The organism is Nocardioides pocheonensis (assembly GCF_003725535.1).
Taxonomy (GTDB): Bacteria; Actinomycetota; Actinomycetes; order Propionibacteriales; family Nocardioidaceae; genus Marmoricola; species Marmoricola pocheonensis.
Map to the genome: position 1 here is coordinate 201,599 of NZ_RJSF01000047.1, position 16,167 is coordinate 217,765.

A 16,167-nucleotide genomic window follows, 5' to 3' on the forward strand; every position below is an offset into this window, starting at 1 on the left:
ACGATAGGCGCGTGCGGGACATAGGACAACCCCCTCGTGGGGCAACTCGCCTTCCACGCCATGGGCGACCCGCGGCCGCGACCCCAACCGCAGGCTGCGTTGCGTGCATTGCTCTAAACAAGCTTTTGGCGCTCGGTAACCCGGCAAGCTCCCCACACTCGGATCGGTCATCACGGACGTGCCGGCACTCAAGCAAGCTGACGCTTGAGGATCTTCCCAGTTGCCGTCATCGGAAGTGAGTCGACGAACTCGACGATGCGCGGGTACTTGTACGCCGCGAACTGCTCCTTGGCCCAGGTCACGAGCTCAGCCTCAGTGGTCGCGTCCCCGGCGGTCTTGACGACAACAGCCTTGATCTCCTCGCCATGCGAATCGTGCGGGACACCGATGACTGCGACCAGCGAGACGGCCGGATGCTCGATGAGCACTTCCTCGAGCTCGCGCGGATAGACGTTGAATCCACCGCGGATGATCATGTCCTTGGATCGGTCGACGATGTAGTAGAAGCCGTCCTCGTCTTTGCGGGCCAAGTCGCCGGATCGGAACCATCCGTCACGGATCACCTCTGCAGTGGCATCCGGTCGCTTGTAGTAGCCCTTCATCACGTTGTGCCCCTTGATGGCGATCTCGCCGATCTCGTCGGGCGCATCCTTCGTGTCGGACCAGTCGTCGTTGATGAGCTTCATCTCCACGCCCGGGATCGGCACCCCAATCGATCCGACACGGGGTTCTTCGCCGAACCGCGCGAAAGATGCGACCGGTGAGGTCTCCGAAAGTCCGTATCCCTCCAGGATCGTGACACCGAAGCGTTCCTTGAACTGCTTGTGGACCTCGGCCGGGAGCGCGGATCCTCCTGCTACCGCCACGCGAAGGTTCGCAGCGAGGCGGGCGACGTCGATCGAGTCATCCAAGGCCGAGAGTAGGGCCCAGTACATCGTGGGTACGCCGCCGAAGAACGTCACCTTGTGCTCCAGCATGAGCTTGAGGGCCGACGCGGCTTCGAACCGCGGCTGAATTACGAGCGTGCCGCCGTAGGCAACGGCCCCGTTCTGGAGAACCACTTGGCCGAAGGAGTGAAACAAGGGCAGCACGCACAGGTAGGTGTCAGGACGGTCGGCATCCGCGTCGAATAGGTCGCGTCCGGTCAGGGCGTTGTCGTAGACGTTTCGGTGCCTCAGTTCCGCACCCTTGGGCTGACCGGTCGTGCCCGAGGTGTACAGGATCACCGCGGTGTCGTCGTCGTCGCGCGCGATCGTTTTGAACGTCGTCGAGTGCTCGGCGACCGCCGGCTGGTACAACTGCGAGGCCTCGACCCCGTCAAGGGAGCCGCCGGTGCCGATCAGGAAGAACTCGGTACACCCGTCGGCATCCTGGAAGCCGCCCCAGGCAGCTTCACCGATCGGCAGCTCCGGTGTGCCCTCGAAAGCGAAGTACGCCTTCGCGTCGGAGTCATTGAGGTGGTACGCGACCTCGCGTGCCTTCAGCAGGACGTTCAGGGGCACGACGGTCGCGCCTGTCTTGAGAATCCCGAAGTAGATCACTGTGAAGTGCGGAAGGTTGGGGCACGACAGAGCGACCTTGTCGCCGGGCCTGACACCGCGCGCGACGAGGAGGTTCGCCACCTTGTTGGCCGCGGCCTCTAGCGCGGCGTAGGTGATCCGTTCGTCGCCGAACACGATCGCCGTTCGCTCTGGATATCGATTGACTGATCGGGTGAGCAGGGCGGAGAGATTGCGGGTCGAGTCGTTCATCAGGCTCCTTTAGAGATGGGCGTGAGAGTTCAGCAGTACCGACGGTCGCGGGAAGCCGCTCAAGTTCACCTCGGATGTCATTGATCGGCTAGCACACGATGTCGGGGGCGTCGTAGGCAGCAAGGCCCCGGACCTTCGGCACGACGCGCGCACGCTGCTGCAGCCGGCTACCGGCCCCACCACCTCGCTGGGGTCGATCATCACCCCGGCGTTGAAGCGGTTCTGCGGCGCGATTTTGACGAGAGTCGTGATGCAGGCCTTATCCGGTAGCTGGAAACCCATCGCGTCTCCTCGTTGATTGCGACCACATCGCTGCCGGTAGGATCACCAGTAAAGGAACACTCTTGTTCCTTTGTCAAGAGGCATCCTGCTTCAGGGAGGATGTGGCTGTGAAAGGGTTTGACCTGTGACGTCGAGAAGGCCATCCAGAACGGCTAAGGCACAGGGGCAGCGGGCGGTGAGCCCCGGACGCCCTCCCAAAACGGAGGTGGCCGGACGACTCCAGCACATCCTTCGAGTCGCATCCGCGGAGTTCGTCAACCGCGGATACGCCGACGCCAGCGTCTCCCGCATTGCCGCAGACGCCGGAGTCTCCAAGAAGACGATCTACGCGCGCTACCCAAACAAGGACGCCCTGCTCATGGCCGTGGCCGGGGAACTCGCCACCAGCGTCTACGACGTGGTCATGACGGCAATGGGCGGCGCGGCCGACGGTGAGCCTGAGGAAGTGCTGACCGCCTTCGGCACCGCGATCGCGACAAACTGGGCAACGCCTGAGACGATTGGCGTCTACCGCTTGTTTGTGGCCGAGGCCGTCCGGTTCCCGCAATTGGGTTCGATGTACCGCGAGATCATGGCCCGATTCCGCTCGGCCCTCGCCGACTACCTCCGAGAGCAATGTGATGCCGGCACTTTGCACATCGTCGATGTCGATGCGGCGTCACATCAGTTCGGGATGCTCGCCTACGGTGATATCCGCGAACGGCGGCTACTCGGCGAGACGGTGACCGAAGACGACATCGTCGAGACAGTGCGCCAAACCGTCGACGTGTTCCTCCGTGGCTACTCGACTACAGACCCGGCAGGCGTCCACGTCGGACCGTCGATCGCAGAGTAGGTCTCACCGCGGCCGTCCAGCCTCTTCATCCTCCGACCGGTGAGCTCGACCATGAGATCCTCGGCCAGCGGCGGCACGAACGCGTTGTCGACCAGGGTGTACTCGGCCGCGAGGCGGCCTATCGGGTGTATCCCGCCGAAGTCGACACGACCATTGACGTATAGGTCGTCACGGATGTTGAAGCCCACGACGTCGCCGATCACGAGATTGCTCATCCCGTCGGGCGACGGCGCAATCATTGCGACTTTGCACTCCAACGCGATCGGTGCACCCTTGATCCGGGGCGGCTTGACCATCGCCGACGCCTCGCGCTCGACCCCGACAGCCTCGAACTCGTCGACGTCAGGCTCGAACTCGATGGCACTGCGGTGGAGTGCCCCCACCTGCGGCAAGGTCGCCAGGTTCGTGACGAACTCCCCTGTATCGCGGATGTTGACGAACGTGTCCTTCAGTGTCACCCGGTCGGTGCGCGGCTGGATCGACAGCGAGATGCGTGGTGGCTTCCGCCCCACACAGGTGAAGAACGAGATCGGGGCGATGTTCCCGATCCCTTCGGTCGACAGCGTGCTTACCCACGCGATCGGACGAGGAATGATGCTCCCGATGAGCAACTTGTAGGCCGAGGTCTCGTCGAGGTCTTCTGAGTCGATGATCATGGGAGCTTCCTTCCAGCAGGTCGCGACTGGAATCGCGATCGCCCATTAAAGGAACCTTAGCGTTCCTTTGTCAAGGACGCGTTCTCTCAGCGTCGGCCGGATCAAGTCGGAGGCGCCAGGGCGTGCACGGCCGCTGATCCAGTCCTCGAACGCACAGAGCAAGCGACAGTTCAGCCACCCGCTCCCCCAGCTTCGCCCGCCGCCCTCCCGATTCGGCCCCCCGGGGGCCAGCAACTCCAGTTCCCCCGCCTGGACCGCGACCCGTGGCACTATCCGGCCCTATCGGATCGTTGCCTAGTCGTAGGGACTGGACCGCAGACGGCGTGCGCCAGGCTGCGCCACTGAACCAACGCCAAGTTAGATCGTCCGACGCGTTGTCCCCGGTGCCGCCGGTATGACTGCGCGTCAGTTGATTCACGATCGGGGTGATTGACGAGCGCGTATCCGGACCCCGGTCGAACGTCCCGGACGCCTCGACGGGACGGCACAAGCCGCAGAGCTACGCCTATTGACAAAGGAACAGCCTAGTTCCTTTAATGGCGCCATGATCATCGCCACAGACGCGCTGCCCCCGGAGCCGCAGCTCGTGAAGGGCACGGACTACGACGTGATCGTCGTTGGCTCTGGATTCGGCGGAAGCGTCGCGGCGCTCCGGCTGACCGAGAAGGGATATCGAGTCGCGGTGATCGAGGCGGGGCGCCGCTTTACCGACGACGAGCTCGCCCGCACCACATGGAACCTACGCCGGTACCTGTGGGCACCGGCACTAAGATGCTTCGGCATCCAGCGCGTCCACCCGCTCAAGGACGTCCTGGTGATGGCTGGCGCCGGCGTCGGCGGCGGGTCCCTCGTCTACGCGGCCGCGCTGTTCCGTCCGCACGACGCCTTCTACAGCGACCAACAGTGGGCACATATCACGGACTGGCGATCCGAGCTCGCGCCGCACTTCGACCAAGCCAGTCGCATGCTGGGCGTCGTGACGAATCCCCATCTCGCCCCGACCGACACCGCGATGCGCCAGGTCGCCGACGACCTGGGGGCAACGGATACCTTTCATCCCGCCCCGCTCGGCGTGTTCTTCGGGGTACCCGGCGAGTCCAACGCCGATCCCTACTTCGGGGGCGCGGGGCCGCAGCGCCGCGGCTGCACACAGTGCGGTTCGTGCATGTCCGGCTGCCGGGAGGGCGCGAAGAACACTCTGCTCAAGAACTACCTCTACCTCGCCGAACGTGGCGGCGCGAGCGTTCTGCCGATGGCGACGGTCGACACCATCCGCCCGCGGCCGGACGGATCCTTCGTGGTCGACCTGCACAAAACCGGCACTCGGTGGCGCCGCCACCGGCGCAGTCTGACGGCAAGCCAGGTTGTGCTCGCGGCCGGCACATGGGGAACGCAGCGACTGCTGCACCGGATGCGTGATGACTCGGTGCTGCCCGACCTCTCGCCTCGTCTAGGCGAGCTCACCCGGACGAACTCGGAGAACATCCTCGCCGTCAGCCGCACGTCGCGTGACCCTGACCTCGAGTTCACCAAGGGAGTGGCAGTCAGCTCATCGTTCTACGCCGACGAGCACACTCATATCCAGTCCGTGCGGTTTGGCAAGGGCAGCAACGCGATGAGCCTTATGCAGACCGTCGCCACCGATGGTTCATTGACCAGGTCACGACTCGCGCAAGCGCTTCGATCGATGGCTCGACACCCGGTCACCTGGCTCAAGATGGTCAACCCGCGTAGGTGGAGCGAGCGGACCCTTCTCCTGCTGGTGATGCAGAGCCTGGACAACTCCATCACCACCTACACCAAGTCCGGTCTGTTCGGCCGACGAAAGTTCACCTCGAAGCAGGGGCACGGCGACCCGAACCCGACCTTCATCCCCGCCGGGCACCAGGCGAACCTGCGCACTGCCCAACACATCGGCGGGCTCCCCGGCGGCTCCTGGGGCGAGGTCTTCGGGATGCCGATGACCGCCCACTTCCTGGGCGGCGCCCCGATCGGCACCAGCGCCCACGACGGAGTGATCGACCCCTATCACCGGGCGTTCAACTACCCCGGCCTGTCCATCGTCGACGGAGCCGCGGTGAGCGCGAACTTGGGCGTGAATCCGTCCCTGACTATCACCGCTCAAGCCGAGCGCGCGTTCTCCTTCTGGCCGAACAAGGGCGACCCCGATCCGCGCCCGGCGCAGACCGAGCCCTACGTCAGGCTCGATCCGATCGACCCGATCGCGCCAGCGGTCCCAGCCCACGCACCAGCGGCGCTGCGATTCACCAGCCGGCAATGAGCACCTTGTCGCGATCGACCCTGTCACCTGAGTGCCTGCCCGAAGGAGAAGCCATGACCGCCATCGACACCCCGACCGACCCGACCACGGTCCCGGATCTGATCGATACCGTCGCGCGCGTACGGGCAACCTTCGCGAGCGGACGAACCAAGCCGCTGGCATGGAGGAAGCAGCAGCTTCGCGCTCTACGACGCCTGCTGATCGACCACGAAGTTGAGTTCGCCCAGGCGCTGCGCGCCGATCTCGGCAAAAGCGCCACCGAGTCGCACGTCATGGAGCTCGGGTTCCTCGTGCGCGAGATCGACCACACTCTGCGTCACCTCGATCGGTGGCTGCGTCCCCGCCGGGTCTCCGTACCCGTCTCGCTGATGCCCGCCCGAGCCCGAACCGTGATCGAGCCGCTGGGCACCGTTCTGATCATCAGCCCGTGGAACTACCCCATGAATCTCGCGCTGGCTCCCCTGATCGGCGCGATCGCCGCCGGCAACGCGGTAGTCCTCAAGCCCAGCGAGGTCGCGCCCGCAACCTCTGCAGCACTCGCCCACTGGTTGCCAAAGGTCCTGGACGCAGAGGCCGTCGCCGTGGTGGAAGGAGGAGTTCCGGAGACCACTACCCTGCTTGAGCAGCAATTCGACCACATCTTCTACACCGGCAACGGCATCGTCGGGCGCATCGTGATGGCTGCGGCGGCCCAGCACCTCACGCCGGTGACCTTGGAGCTCGGAGGAAAGTGCCCAGCAGTCGTCGAGCCAGGCACCGATCTCGCGACGGCCGCTCGTCGCGTCGCCTGGGGCAAGTTCATGAACGCCGGCCAGACGTGTGTCGCTCCTGACTACGTGCTGGCGATCGGCCGCGCCGCCGATGAGATCCAGGCGCACCTGAGCGCCGCGATCCGCGAGATGTACGGCGAGAACCCCGCCAAGAGCGCTGAGTACGGCCAGATCATCAACGAACGACACTACGAGAGACTCACCCGTCTGCTGGCCGACGGCCGGACCGTCGTGGGCGGCGAGCACGACCGACCCACGCGCTACATTGCGCCGACCGTCCTCGCGGACGTCGACCCAGAATCGGCGGTGATGGGCGAAGAGATCTTCGGTCCGATCCTGCCGATCGTCCGCGTCCCCGATCTGGACGCCGCCATTGCGTTCATCAACCGGCGAGCCAAGCCGCTCGCCCTCTACGCCTTCACCTCGTCGGCGCAATCGAAGCGTCGACTGACCCATGAGACGTCGTCGGGCGGGCTCAGTTTCGGCGTGCCGACAGCCCAACTCGGTGTACTCGGCCTTCCGTTCGGAGGTGTCGGCGAGAGCGGCATCGGTCGATATCACGGAAGGTACTCCCTCGATACCTTCAGCCACACCAAGTCGGTCGTGGACAAGCCGCTGCGATTCGACACACTCCGGCTCGCCTACCCGCCGTACACCCGGAACAAGGACCGGATCCTGCGTCGGCTCACCTGAGGCGGCGGCCGGTGCCGTACACCAGATCTCGGCTGGGTCGCTTCGAGCACTGCATTCTGCCCGCGTCGGCGGAACCACCAGTCACGCCGCTGTGACTGCCTTGATGAAACCCGCCTGTGGGATCCAACCGCGATATGAGCGCGGACCAATGAGGGCGCCAACAAGCACAACGAGGAGAGAGCATGAAGGACCACCACGCCCGGATCATCGCCCACGACGTATCACGGATCGAGATTGCCGTGGAGCAACCGTTCGATGCATTCCGCCAACGGTACGAGGATGCGGTTCCGGCCTTCGACCTCAGCCGCTATGGCGCCCTGGATCCGGACAGCGTCAATTGGGACACGATCTGCAAGATCACCGCGGAGCAGGCTCCGCACGACTTCATCCTGTATTGGCGCGCCGAAACCGACCTGATCATGCGGTTCGCCGGGCACAGTCGTCGCTGCACGTCCTACCTCATGGGCAACCACACGATCGCCGAGCGCATGTACCGCCACAACGCCGGGGTGATGCTCTACGCTCCGTTGCGCACGAGCATCTATGAGGACCAAGAGGACCAGGTCTGGTTCTCCATTGATCAGCCGAGCACACGTTTCGCGAGCTTCGGTGATCCGGAAATCGCCAACGTCGGCGTGGACCTGGACAGCAAGCTCGCAAAGCTTCTCACGACTCTCGATCTCGTCGTTCCAGCAGAGTTGACGTCTTAGGACGGGCAAGCACGTCGAGTACGGGCAGGTCGCCACAGCGGGTCTTGTTCCGCCGCCCGTGAACGTCGGGTGGGATGCGGCTAGATCCGCGGTCTGAGCGTTCTGGGGCCGGTTCGACGCTGGCCACTTCATCAGCCGGCGATGCCCGCGCTACTCCTCGCAGCCTTCTCGGCCGGGTCGAACCCGGCACCTGATGCGCTCCCGAGGCTCCGGTCCTCTAGTGAATGACGGCAGGCTTCGTGACCGCGCCGCCCGGCGATTGCAGCGAGACCGGTACCGGATCCTCTTGGAAGGGACGGGTCGGAGCCACCCTGTCACGTGGCATGAGGAACCCGTGTGTCCTGCTCGGGGTGGCCCACATCGAGGCGCCCGCGCCGATGGGCATGGCGACCCTCACCTGCGATCCTCGTCGAGTCTGGAAGGCGGGCTACGGGAGGCGTTCGCCTTCGGGCTACGGGAGGCGTTCGCCCTACTTCGCCCACGCCGGGAGCGGGTTGCCGACAGCTTGATCGGCCGGCGTGGCGGCCACAGGAGCACCTGCGCGCCGGTCGTGACCAGCTGAGCCGGCCGGCAAGCCCCGCGGCCCTGGAACTGCCGTGCGGATCATGGGGTGTGCGCCCTTCGGTCGCCCACCGTTCTTTCGCTGCCACCACGGTCCGCACAATGCGCTGCAGAGAATGCCGATGTCGCCGCTCTTGATCAGCGCCCCGCGAACGTGCATCCAGCGGTGCATCGGCGCCGATCAGCACTGCGACCCGAGTCTTCCCCGGCGCGGAAGGCAACCGTCATGCCGGTGCCGTCGTCGACGAACGCACGGTCGGATGGCAGCGCAGGACAGCCCCGCAAGCATTGCAAGCGGGTCTGGGGCGATGAAGCATGTCAAGGTGCCGTAGAAGATCGGTCATCGCCTCGCCCGAGGGGGTGGAGCTATCCAGCGGCAGCGAATGGATGGGCGATGGGCGTCGCGTTCCCGCATCACGATCGCGTTGACCGACACGTAGCTTGCACGAGCACCGGTGCGACCCGAGCGTGGTCATGACCCTGCGGCATCCGCGATCTGCAGGCGTGTTCGCTCGTGACTTGCCCGGGCAGTGCGGTCGCTGTGCATCGCGATCGCGCTGGGTGGGCGCCACCGACGACGGCGGGGTCAGTGGGCGGAGAAGTTCGCCTCGACGTCGGCGGCGGCGTACGCACTGACCATCTGGTCGGCGGACACGACAGATTCGAGTCGGGCCACGATTGATGCGAGGTCGCCCGCCGGGATCGCGCACGTAAGGTCGGTATCGGGCAGTGAGGTGCGGGTGCGGCTGACCGCGCAACCGGGGCTGACGGCCACTTGGCCCGCGTGGGCGAGCGGCACGATCATGCATTGGGGCTTTTGGGCGAGAGTGAGTTCGGGCACAGCAGCGTGCAGCCTCATAAGGGCGGCCGGGGTCAGCCGCGCGAGCACGACATCCGGGTCCGATGCGTCGGCGAGCGGCTGGTAGGTGATCGATTCTGGCTTGAAGTCCAGAGCGGGAGTCGCCTCGAGGTCCTCCTCGGTCACCCAACCGCTGCCCACCAGGGCGCCGGTGTCGTCCTGGGCGGCTGCGATCTCCAATGGGATGAGCCCATGGGTGTAACTGCCAACGCTGCAGTTGGCGTGATCCGATGCGACGGTGTCCAGCCTGGCGCGCTGGGCGGGTTCCCAGAAGCAGCAGCCTGCAGGCTGCGATGGGACCGGGGCTGCTCGGTCGGCGTCGGCGGCGTCGAAGGTGACGCCGACGGGGGCATCGCCCAGCCCGAGGAGAGTCCTCAGCTTGTCGGCCAGGGTGGGGATGTTGCTCATGTCAGGCCCTTCTGTCGTACGGATCGAGGTTGGGTCGCTGGGCGTACGCCAGCTCAAGGTGGTGGCTATCGACGGCCAAGTCGATTTCGACCTTGTCCGGTCCGGTGCGTCGCCAACCGTCATGGGGCCGGCCATCGAGACGCACGCGCAGCGCGTCGACCGGAAGGTTCTCCACGGTGAACGTTGTCGGACCGCCCCGATGCGCGGGGGTCGCGGCGAAGGTGTCGACCTCGAGTACTTGTCGCTCCAGATCGTGGTGGGTGCGACGGACGCCGATCGTCGGGTAGTCGACTCCGCGGAGCGTCGGTTGGGCATGCAGGTGCGTGCGCGGGGCGTTGAAGACGCGGGACCAGGCGCCGGGCTCGGCGCACTCGATCATGGCCATCGTGGCGTTGAACTGGCCCCGCGGCCAAGGTTCGTCAAGTCCGAACCAGTAGGCGAAGCGGGTGTTGTCCTCGCCGAAGAACCGCGGCTCGAACTGAGACTCGGAGATCTCGCGCAGCCTGTCCCAGGTGGTGGTGTCCCCGAGTTCGCGGGCCATCCACATCGCCGTGGACAGCATCTGTGGGTCGTCTGCCCATTGGATCACCGGCACCGACGGGTCGTTCCAGCCGAGCTGACGCATCGCGCACTCGTAGAGTTCCTCGCCGAGTCTGGCGTCCTGCGGGTACAGGTAGTGCAGCAGGCACAGTGCGCCGTACCCGCCCAGTCGACCGGGGAAGCTCAGCATGGAGGCCTCGATCGGGTCGTAGTAGAACGCGACCCAGTCCAGCCGGCCACGTCGGTCGCGGCCCATGTAGTGCTTCTCAGCGAAGGCGACCCAGTCCAGGAACGGCTGGTTGACCGTGGTGCCGAGCAGGGCGTCGTAGAGCTGCAGCCCGAGCCCGGCCGCGCTCATGCAGAACATCCACACTTTTGTGTTCTCGCAGTGGGTGCCTTGCGGTCGCGCAACCAGCTGGTCGGAGATGAAGTGCGCAATCCTCTTGTGGGTCCAGGTGAAGGTTCGGTTCTGGTACCCGGAGACCTCGAAGGGGGCGTCTTCCTGTGGCTCGGCCGAGACGTAGCGTCGGATGCTCAACAACAGATTGAGCCAGCCGCGGTAGAAGAGGTTGCCGTCACTTCCAACCGGGTCGGGCTGGAGTCCCCAGGGCTCAACACCGTTGGCGGTCCACCCGGGCAGTGCGTAGCGGCCACGGAGCTGCTCAGGGGCCATGGCCAGCCACTCGGGGGGGTATTTGTCGACGTTGGGGTCGGGCCCGATCAGCGTGTTCCAATCCGCGGCGCCCCAGAACGTGGTGTAACGACGCGCGAGCTCGTCGAGGATGCGGACGTAGGGCTCACGCCAGGCAGGCGTGGCCTCGAGCATCATCGGCAGCACGTAGGACATCTCCGCCAGGTCGAACCTGGGGAAGGCGCACATCGGTGGTTCGCTGTAGCGGTCCCACCACGGGTGGGGCTCGCCCTGATCGCTCCAGTCGTCGGGTGTGGTGGCCTTGTCCCACATGAACCTCAACCAGCCCAGCGACCTGTCGTTGAGACCATCTGCCCGTGTCGAGGTGTCCATCGACTCCGCTGAGCGAGAGACCCCGACATTGTTGTTCACGGCTCACCCACCGGCTCGCCGATGGCTGCTCGAACCATCAGCAGGGAGGATCGCGCCTTCCAGGCGTCGCGCCACGCCGGGTCCAGCCGGGTGACTGCCGGCTCGATGAGGATCTTTTCCGCCCCGTTGGCTCTCGGATCGTGCTGCAGGTATGCGCCAGGGATCGGCTGTCGTGGCTGCCGTTCGGCGCCGAGACGCACGAACATGCGCGTCAATCCATAGAACCACAGCACGATGAACGGACTGCCGTCGATCTGGACGGTGCCCCGGTTGCGGCTTTCGACGAGCTTGTCCACCGTCCGGGTGGATACGAGCACCGCCAGCGCCTGCCGGCTCGTGGCGAATCGCAACCGATTGTCGGCCTCGCTCGCCGGCCCTGCCACACTGCGGACCCGCCTGGATGGGGCATCGAAGATCCAGTGGCGCGCCACGTTGCCACCGGAAAGCTCAAAGATCAGCGTACGAGTGATCTGCGAACGCAGCCCCGGCATGAACCGAGAGCCGTGGGTCATGCACTGCCCGAAGACCCACAGCAGTACCCGTAGGAGAACGTTGGACATCGACTAGGAGTCCAGGCCGGTGGGCTGCGAGGTACTGCCGGCGAGCTGCGGCCTGAGGTGGGAGACGAGGAACTCCGTTTGGTCGGTTACGAGCTCCTCGAACGCCTCGCCGAGGTAGAAGCCGAAGTGGCCGGCCTCGTAGTGCCGCACGTCCCCCAGCGGCGCCTGTCGCGCGTAGGCGTCGGCGACTTCGCCCGGCGTGACGGTGTCGTTGTCGCTGATACAGATGAGGATCGGAATCGCGATCCGCTTCGCCGACCGACCCGGCCGATAACGCAAGATGCTCAGCAAGCTGCGGCCGGCGGCCTCGTTGACCCAATCGTGGCCGGGGGGAACCAGGGCGAGCATGCCCGGCAGAGCATCCGGGGCAACCATGAAGCCCCGTTCGCCAGGATTGGCCGCGATCGGCACGGTGACTGGCCGCCGCCCGAGCGCCGCTGCGACCAGGTCGCGCATGATCGGACCGGTCATCGACAGCACCTCCCCGACCCCGAGCGCCTTCGCGGAGACGATCCCGTCGGTGAAAGGGCATTGGGAGACAGCGGCGCAGAGCTCGGGATGCCGCGAAGCCACCTCGATCGCGTGCCCGCCGCCGATGGAGGAACCCCAGATTGCGACCCGTTCGGGGTCGACCTCAGGTCGGCTTCGTGCGTGCTCGATCGCCGCGTCCCAGTCGGCTAGCTGCTTCGGCATCGACAACACTTGGCGCGGCTCACCGCCGCTATCACCCAGGCCACGATAGGTGAACACCAAGGCGCCGAGACCGGCCTCGACGAAACGCTCGGCATAGCGGTCCAGCCCGAGCTCTCGAGTGGCGCCGAGGCCGTGTCCCAAGACGACCAACGGCACCCGTTGATCGGCCGACGCGCCCTCGGGCAGGTAGAGCCAGCCGGCGCAGTAGGAATCTCCTGAACGGAAGGTGACGTCCATGCGCTGAGCCGACGCGGCGGCCCTCTTGGGTCGCGTACTGGTCCGATCCTTCACTGGGTCACCGCCACCTTCCGCGCGCGCCCAGTTTCGGCCGGTACAGGGCACCCGTGCTGAAGCGCCGTGGCGTAGCCATCGGGCTGAGGGAGCGTCAATTCGCCGTGCTTGCGCGTATCGCCACCAAACAACCCCTGCGGGTTGCTCGCCAACCGCGCGACAAGCACCTGGTTGCCCAACTCGCTAACCCTGATCCAACTCGACGACCAGTCCGCTGACATTGCGGCTCCTCTCAGCGCGGGTACGCTCAGACTAGTGGAACTTCGTTATAAACTTCGTTACACACTAGACGCCGGTCACACACGTGACAAGCCCCGAGACCTCGAATTCCACAGCGCCGGAGGCGTCTGGTCTCGCTAGGAGATGCACCGATGCCGTCACGCCGCACGAACGCCGATAGCCGCAGTTCTTCAGAGGAGACAGTTCGGCGGCTCATAGGGGCAGCGACACAACTGCTGTCCGACAAGGGGCCATATGAGATCAAGGCACGAGCGGTCGCCGAGATCGCCCAGGTCTCGACTACCGCCGTGTACTACCACCTCGGCGGCCTACCCGAACTCCTTCAAGCGGTCGTCGATCGGGCGTTCCGCGAACTCGACCTGCATTTCTCCACAGCCGTCTCGATTGGAGACCCGGTCGCCGAATTGTTCTCCATGGCGCTGGCTGCCCGACGCCTGGCCAAGGCCAACCCACACCTCTACGACCTGATGTTCGGACTGTCCGCCCGGGGCAACTACCGGGCCCCCGAGGCGACATCCGAGCAAGGCGGCAGCCGCACGGGGGCGTTCGCGGATGCCTACGCTCACCTGGTACAGGCGTGCGCCCGATTGCATGCCCAGGCCCCCATGTGTGAAGGCGCTGAACCAGAGCTTGTCGCCAGTCAACTGTGGAGCTGTGTGCACGGGTTCATCACCCTCGAGCTCGGCGGACAGTTCACAAACCTTCACGACCCGGTTCGCGAGATTCTCGTCCCGATGACCACCGGCGTACTCGTAGCAGCGGGCGAGGAGCCCTCGCGCGTAGCGGCGTCGTACCGGGTTGCGTTGGCCGACGACGGTGCTCCCACTGAGGGCATTGTCGGATCCTGACGGCCGCGACCTCCTGAGGCGGCGCATCCTCCCCGCCGAGCCGGTTCGGCAGGCGGCGATAGATCAGTCTCATTGACCTGCGGGCAGGTGCTCGAAACGGGCGTTAGCCACCACAACGGCGAGCCCTCGGAACTGTTGACCGTGGACTGCAGCATCGCCGAGTTGCCTCTGACCTGGCGCGTGTAGCCTCGCATCACTGAAGAGGGGAAAAGCGAGGTGGCGAGCGGCATGTCGCGATCCAAGACGACCTCGATCGCCAGTCGAATGAGTTCCGAGGAGGCCGTGCCGCGACTCGTCGAGGCGACGATCCGGCTCCTGGCCGAGGAAGGGCCAGCGCAGATCAAGGCCAGGTCGGTCGCCGACGCGGCGGGCGTCTCGACTCAGGCGCTCTACTATCACCTCGGCGGACTTCCGGAGCTGCTGCAGGCGGTCATCGACCGCGGATTCGGTGAACTAGGTTCGGCGTTCGCTGCGTTAACAATGACGACGGACCCGGTGACCGACCTGTTTGCAATGGCCCTGACCAGCAGGCGTCTAGCGCGGGAGAACCCTCATCTGTACGACGCCATGTTCGGGTTGTCCACGCGCGGCAGCTACCGAGTGCCGCACTCCCCGGCCCCCGCGCCGGCCGCGCGATCGGCGGCGTTTCAGGCTGCCTATGACCAGCTTGTCGGCGCCTGCAGGCGGCTCGTGGAGATCGGGCGAGTCGATCCGGGCGTCGACGCCGAGGTGATCGCGAGCCAGTTGTGGTCCGCGGTCCACGGCTTCATCACACTCGAGCTCGGCGGGCACCTTGACCAGTTCCACGAACCGGTGCGCCAGGTTCTCGAGGCGACCACCGTGAACATCCTGGTCGGACTCGGAGACGATCGGTCGACCTCAAAGAAGTCCCATGATCTCGCCATTGAGATGCTCGGCATCGGCTGATCATCGGGCAGAACCGAGCGAGTGGACCACTTTGCATCTCGTGATCACGAGGAGCGCAACGTCGTGGCCGCGTGCGGTCAACAAGTAGGCGAGCGCGGCCGGTGCTCGCCGCGTCGTCCGGGTCCAGGACCGCTACGGCGTTAGGGTCCTGGTCGATCAGGTCGTATCGAGGACGTCGCCGCCGCGGGCGTCCTGGTCGACCGTGCCGTTGCGGGTGCAAGCGCCTACCTGGTTGGCCATGGACAAGAAGCAGGCGCCCCCCCAACTCCATGATCACGGAGGTCTCATCGTCCGCATCGGGGAACGCCCCTCCCCGGGTCTGGAAGGCGCGCACACGTGCGGATCGCTCGGCGCCCTCATTAGAGAAACAGCGTCGCGTGCCCTGGTTAGATCATCTGCTCGCCGGGAACGGGGCGATCAATGACCAGACATCCCGCCATCCACGGCCAGCGTGATGCCGGTGATGTACGACGACGCCGAACTGGCGAGGAAGACGACCGCAGTGTCGAGCTCGTGCTGACGACCCAGGCGGCCGAGTGTCGAAGTCTGATTGACGTACGCCTGCAATTCGTCCCCGCGGATCTGTGCCGTCAACTCGCTGTCGAAGTATCCCGGTGCGATCGCGTTCACCCGGATGCCCTTACGACGCGACCACTGCTGAGAAAGGTCGCGCGTGAGCCCGATCAATCCGGCCTTGCTCGCGGAGTACGCCGCCTGTGGGCTGTAGGACTTGATCAGACCGAGGACACTGGCGATGTTCACGATGCTGGAGCCGGGCTCCATCACGCGAGCGGCCGCTTGAGCCGCCCAGTAAGCGCCCATCAGGTTGACGTCGACAACGCTACGGAACTCGGACGGGGTCTCTTTCAACGCAGGCACCGCGCTGCCGACTCCAGCGTTGTTCACCAGCACATCGACGCGGCCGAATCGAGCCATGGCGGCTTCTGCCAGGCGAGCGCACGCACCTGGATCGGTCACGTCGGTCTGTACGCACAGCACCGAACGCCCGCGTGCCGCGACCGACGCCGCGCTGGCCTCGAGTCGATCCGCGCGTCGTGCCGCGAGGACCACATCCGCGCCGGCTTCGGCCACGGCGACCGCGAAGCCGGCACCCAGGCCGGAGCTCGCGCCGGTGACGATTACGACTCGGCCATCCAGGGAGAAGAGATCGAGCAAGGTGTTGGTCATGGGGTTCCTCT

13 protein-coding genes are annotated in these 16,167 nt (G+C 65.5%); 6 read left to right on the forward strand and 7 right to left on the reverse strand.

Going from position 1 to position 16,167, the window contains the following annotated elements:
- Positions 1-188: 188 nt before the first annotated feature.
- Positions 189-1,751 carry a long-chain-fatty-acid--CoA ligase gene (locus EFL26_RS21655; RefSeq protein WP_123224995.1) on the reverse strand — a complete coding sequence of 521 codons (1,563 nt, stop codon included), beginning with the start codon at positions 1,749-1,751 and terminating at the stop codon, positions 189-191.
- A 487-nt stretch (positions 1,752-2,238) separates the two neighbouring features.
- Here EFL26_RS21655 and EFL26_RS21660 point away from each other — a divergent pair, with 487 nt between their 5' ends.
- The gene (locus EFL26_RS21660; protein WP_183408320.1) at positions 2,239-2,868 is read left to right on the forward strand and encodes a TetR/AcrR family transcriptional regulator; all 630 of its coding nucleotides are present in this window, start codon (positions 2,239-2,241) and stop codon (positions 2,866-2,868) included.
- On the opposite strand, the gene EFL26_RS21665 is transcribed toward EFL26_RS21660, so the two are convergent.
- Positions 2,814-3,524, reverse strand: a complete 711-nt coding sequence (locus tag EFL26_RS21665; RefSeq protein WP_123224997.1) for a flavin reductase family protein — start codon at positions 3,522-3,524, stop codon at positions 2,814-2,816. The two genes, EFL26_RS21660 and EFL26_RS21665, sit on opposite strands and share 55 nt — an antisense overlap.
- Positions 3,525-4,068: 544 nt before the next feature.
- On the opposite strand from EFL26_RS21665, the gene EFL26_RS21670 reads away from it, so the two are divergent.
- From EFL26_RS21670 to EFL26_RS21680, 3 genes are all read left to right on the forward strand, one after another.
- The gene (locus EFL26_RS21670) at positions 4,069-5,805 is read left to right on the forward strand and encodes a GMC family oxidoreductase (protein ID WP_123224998.1); all 1,737 of its coding nucleotides are present in this window, start codon (positions 4,069-4,071) and stop codon (positions 5,803-5,805) included.
- A 53-nt stretch (positions 5,806-5,858) separates the two neighbouring features.
- On the forward strand, positions 5,859-7,268 hold the full coding sequence (locus EFL26_RS21675; protein ID WP_123224999.1) for an aldehyde dehydrogenase family protein: 1,410 nt from the start codon (positions 5,859-5,861) through the stop codon (positions 7,266-7,268).
- A 182-nt stretch (positions 7,269-7,450) separates the two neighbouring features.
- Positions 7,451-7,978, forward strand: a complete 528-nt coding sequence (locus EFL26_RS21680; protein ID WP_123225000.1) for a DUF302 domain-containing protein — start codon at positions 7,451-7,453, stop codon at positions 7,976-7,978.
- A 1,147-nt stretch (positions 7,979-9,125) separates the two neighbouring features.
- Here the strand turns inward: EFL26_RS21680 and EFL26_RS21690 are convergent.
- From EFL26_RS21690 to EFL26_RS21705, 4 genes are read right to left on the reverse strand one after another with little or no spacing between them, the layout of a single operon-like run.
- Complete coding sequence (locus EFL26_RS21690; RefSeq protein ID WP_123225002.1) at positions 9,126-9,806, reverse strand: DUF169 domain-containing protein; 681 nt, start codon at positions 9,804-9,806, stop codon at positions 9,126-9,128.
- A 1-nt stretch (position 9,807) separates the two neighbouring features.
- Complete coding sequence (locus tag EFL26_RS21695) at positions 9,808-11,370, reverse strand: linalool dehydratase/isomerase domain-containing protein (protein ID WP_123225003.1); 1,563 nt, start codon at positions 11,368-11,370, stop codon at positions 9,808-9,810.
- 35 nt (positions 11,371-11,405) lie between these two features.
- A complete protein-coding gene (locus EFL26_RS21700; RefSeq protein WP_123225004.1) occupies positions 11,406-11,969 on the reverse strand; it encodes a hypothetical protein in 564 nt (187 codons plus the stop codon).
- 3 nt (positions 11,970-11,972) lie between these two features.
- On the reverse strand, positions 11,973-12,899 hold the full coding sequence (locus EFL26_RS21705; RefSeq protein WP_123225144.1) for an alpha/beta hydrolase: 927 nt from the start codon (positions 12,897-12,899) through the stop codon (positions 11,973-11,975).
- 425 nt (positions 12,900-13,324) lie between these two features.
- Between EFL26_RS21705 and EFL26_RS21715 the strand changes: the two genes are divergently transcribed.
- Together EFL26_RS21715 and EFL26_RS21720 are read left to right on the forward strand one after the other, a co-directional pair.
- On the forward strand, positions 13,325-14,041 hold the full coding sequence (locus tag EFL26_RS21715) for a TetR/AcrR family transcriptional regulator (protein WP_123225006.1): 717 nt from the start codon (positions 13,325-13,327) through the stop codon (positions 14,039-14,041).
- Between the two features lie 228 nt (positions 14,042-14,269).
- Positions 14,270-14,968, forward strand: coding sequence for a TetR/AcrR family transcriptional regulator (locus tag EFL26_RS21720; protein WP_123225007.1), 699 nt, complete (start codon positions 14,270-14,272; stop codon positions 14,966-14,968).
- A 417-nt stretch (positions 14,969-15,385) separates the two neighbouring features.
- Here EFL26_RS21720 and EFL26_RS21725 read toward each other — a convergent pair whose 3' ends face one another.
- Positions 15,386-16,156, reverse strand: a complete 771-nt coding sequence (locus EFL26_RS21725; RefSeq protein WP_123225008.1) for an SDR family NAD(P)-dependent oxidoreductase — start codon at positions 16,154-16,156, stop codon at positions 15,386-15,388.
- Between the last annotated feature and the right edge of the window lie 11 nt (positions 16,157-16,167).

What these genes read in the sequence shown, in the direction of transcription:
- EFL26_RS21695 (WP_123225003.1), bottom strand. Translation starts at nt 11,370, where the DNA reads ATGGACACCTCGACACGGGCAGATGGTCTCAACGACAGGTCGCTGGGC.
- EFL26_RS21705 (WP_123225144.1), bottom strand. Translation starts at nt 12,899, where the DNA reads ATGGACGTCACCTTCCGTTCAGGAGATTCCTACTGCGCCGGCTGGCTC.
- EFL26_RS21670 (WP_123224998.1), top strand. Translation starts at nt 4,069, where the DNA reads ATGATCATCGCCACAGACGCGCTGCCCCCGGAGCCGCAGCTCGTGAAG.
- EFL26_RS21655 (WP_123224995.1), bottom strand. Translation starts at nt 1,751, where the DNA reads ATGAACGACTCGACCCGCAATCTCTCCGCCCTGCTCACCCGATCAGTC.
- EFL26_RS21665 (WP_123224997.1), bottom strand. Translation starts at nt 3,524, where the DNA reads ATGATCATCGACTCAGAAGACCTCGACGAGACCTCGGCCTACAAGTTG.
- EFL26_RS21680 (WP_123225000.1), top strand. Translation starts at nt 7,451, where the DNA reads ATGAAGGACCACCACGCCCGGATCATCGCCCACGACGTATCACGGATC.
- EFL26_RS21690 (WP_123225002.1), bottom strand. Translation starts at nt 9,806, where the DNA reads ATGAGCAACATCCCCACCCTGGCCGACAAGCTGAGGACTCTCCTCGGG.
- EFL26_RS21700 (WP_123225004.1), bottom strand. Translation starts at nt 11,969, where the DNA reads ATGTCCAACGTTCTCCTACGGGTACTGCTGTGGGTCTTCGGGCAGTGC.
- EFL26_RS21725 (WP_123225008.1), bottom strand. Translation starts at nt 16,156, where the DNA reads ATGACCAACACCTTGCTCGATCTCTTCTCCCTGGATGGCCGAGTCGTA.
- EFL26_RS21675 (WP_123224999.1), top strand. Translation starts at nt 5,859, where the DNA reads ATGACCGCCATCGACACCCCGACCGACCCGACCACGGTCCCGGATCTG.
- EFL26_RS21720 (WP_123225007.1), top strand. Translation starts at nt 14,270, where the DNA reads ATGTCGCGATCCAAGACGACCTCGATCGCCAGTCGAATGAGTTCCGAG.
- EFL26_RS21715 (WP_123225006.1), top strand. Translation starts at nt 13,325, where the DNA reads ATGCCGTCACGCCGCACGAACGCCGATAGCCGCAGTTCTTCAGAGGAG.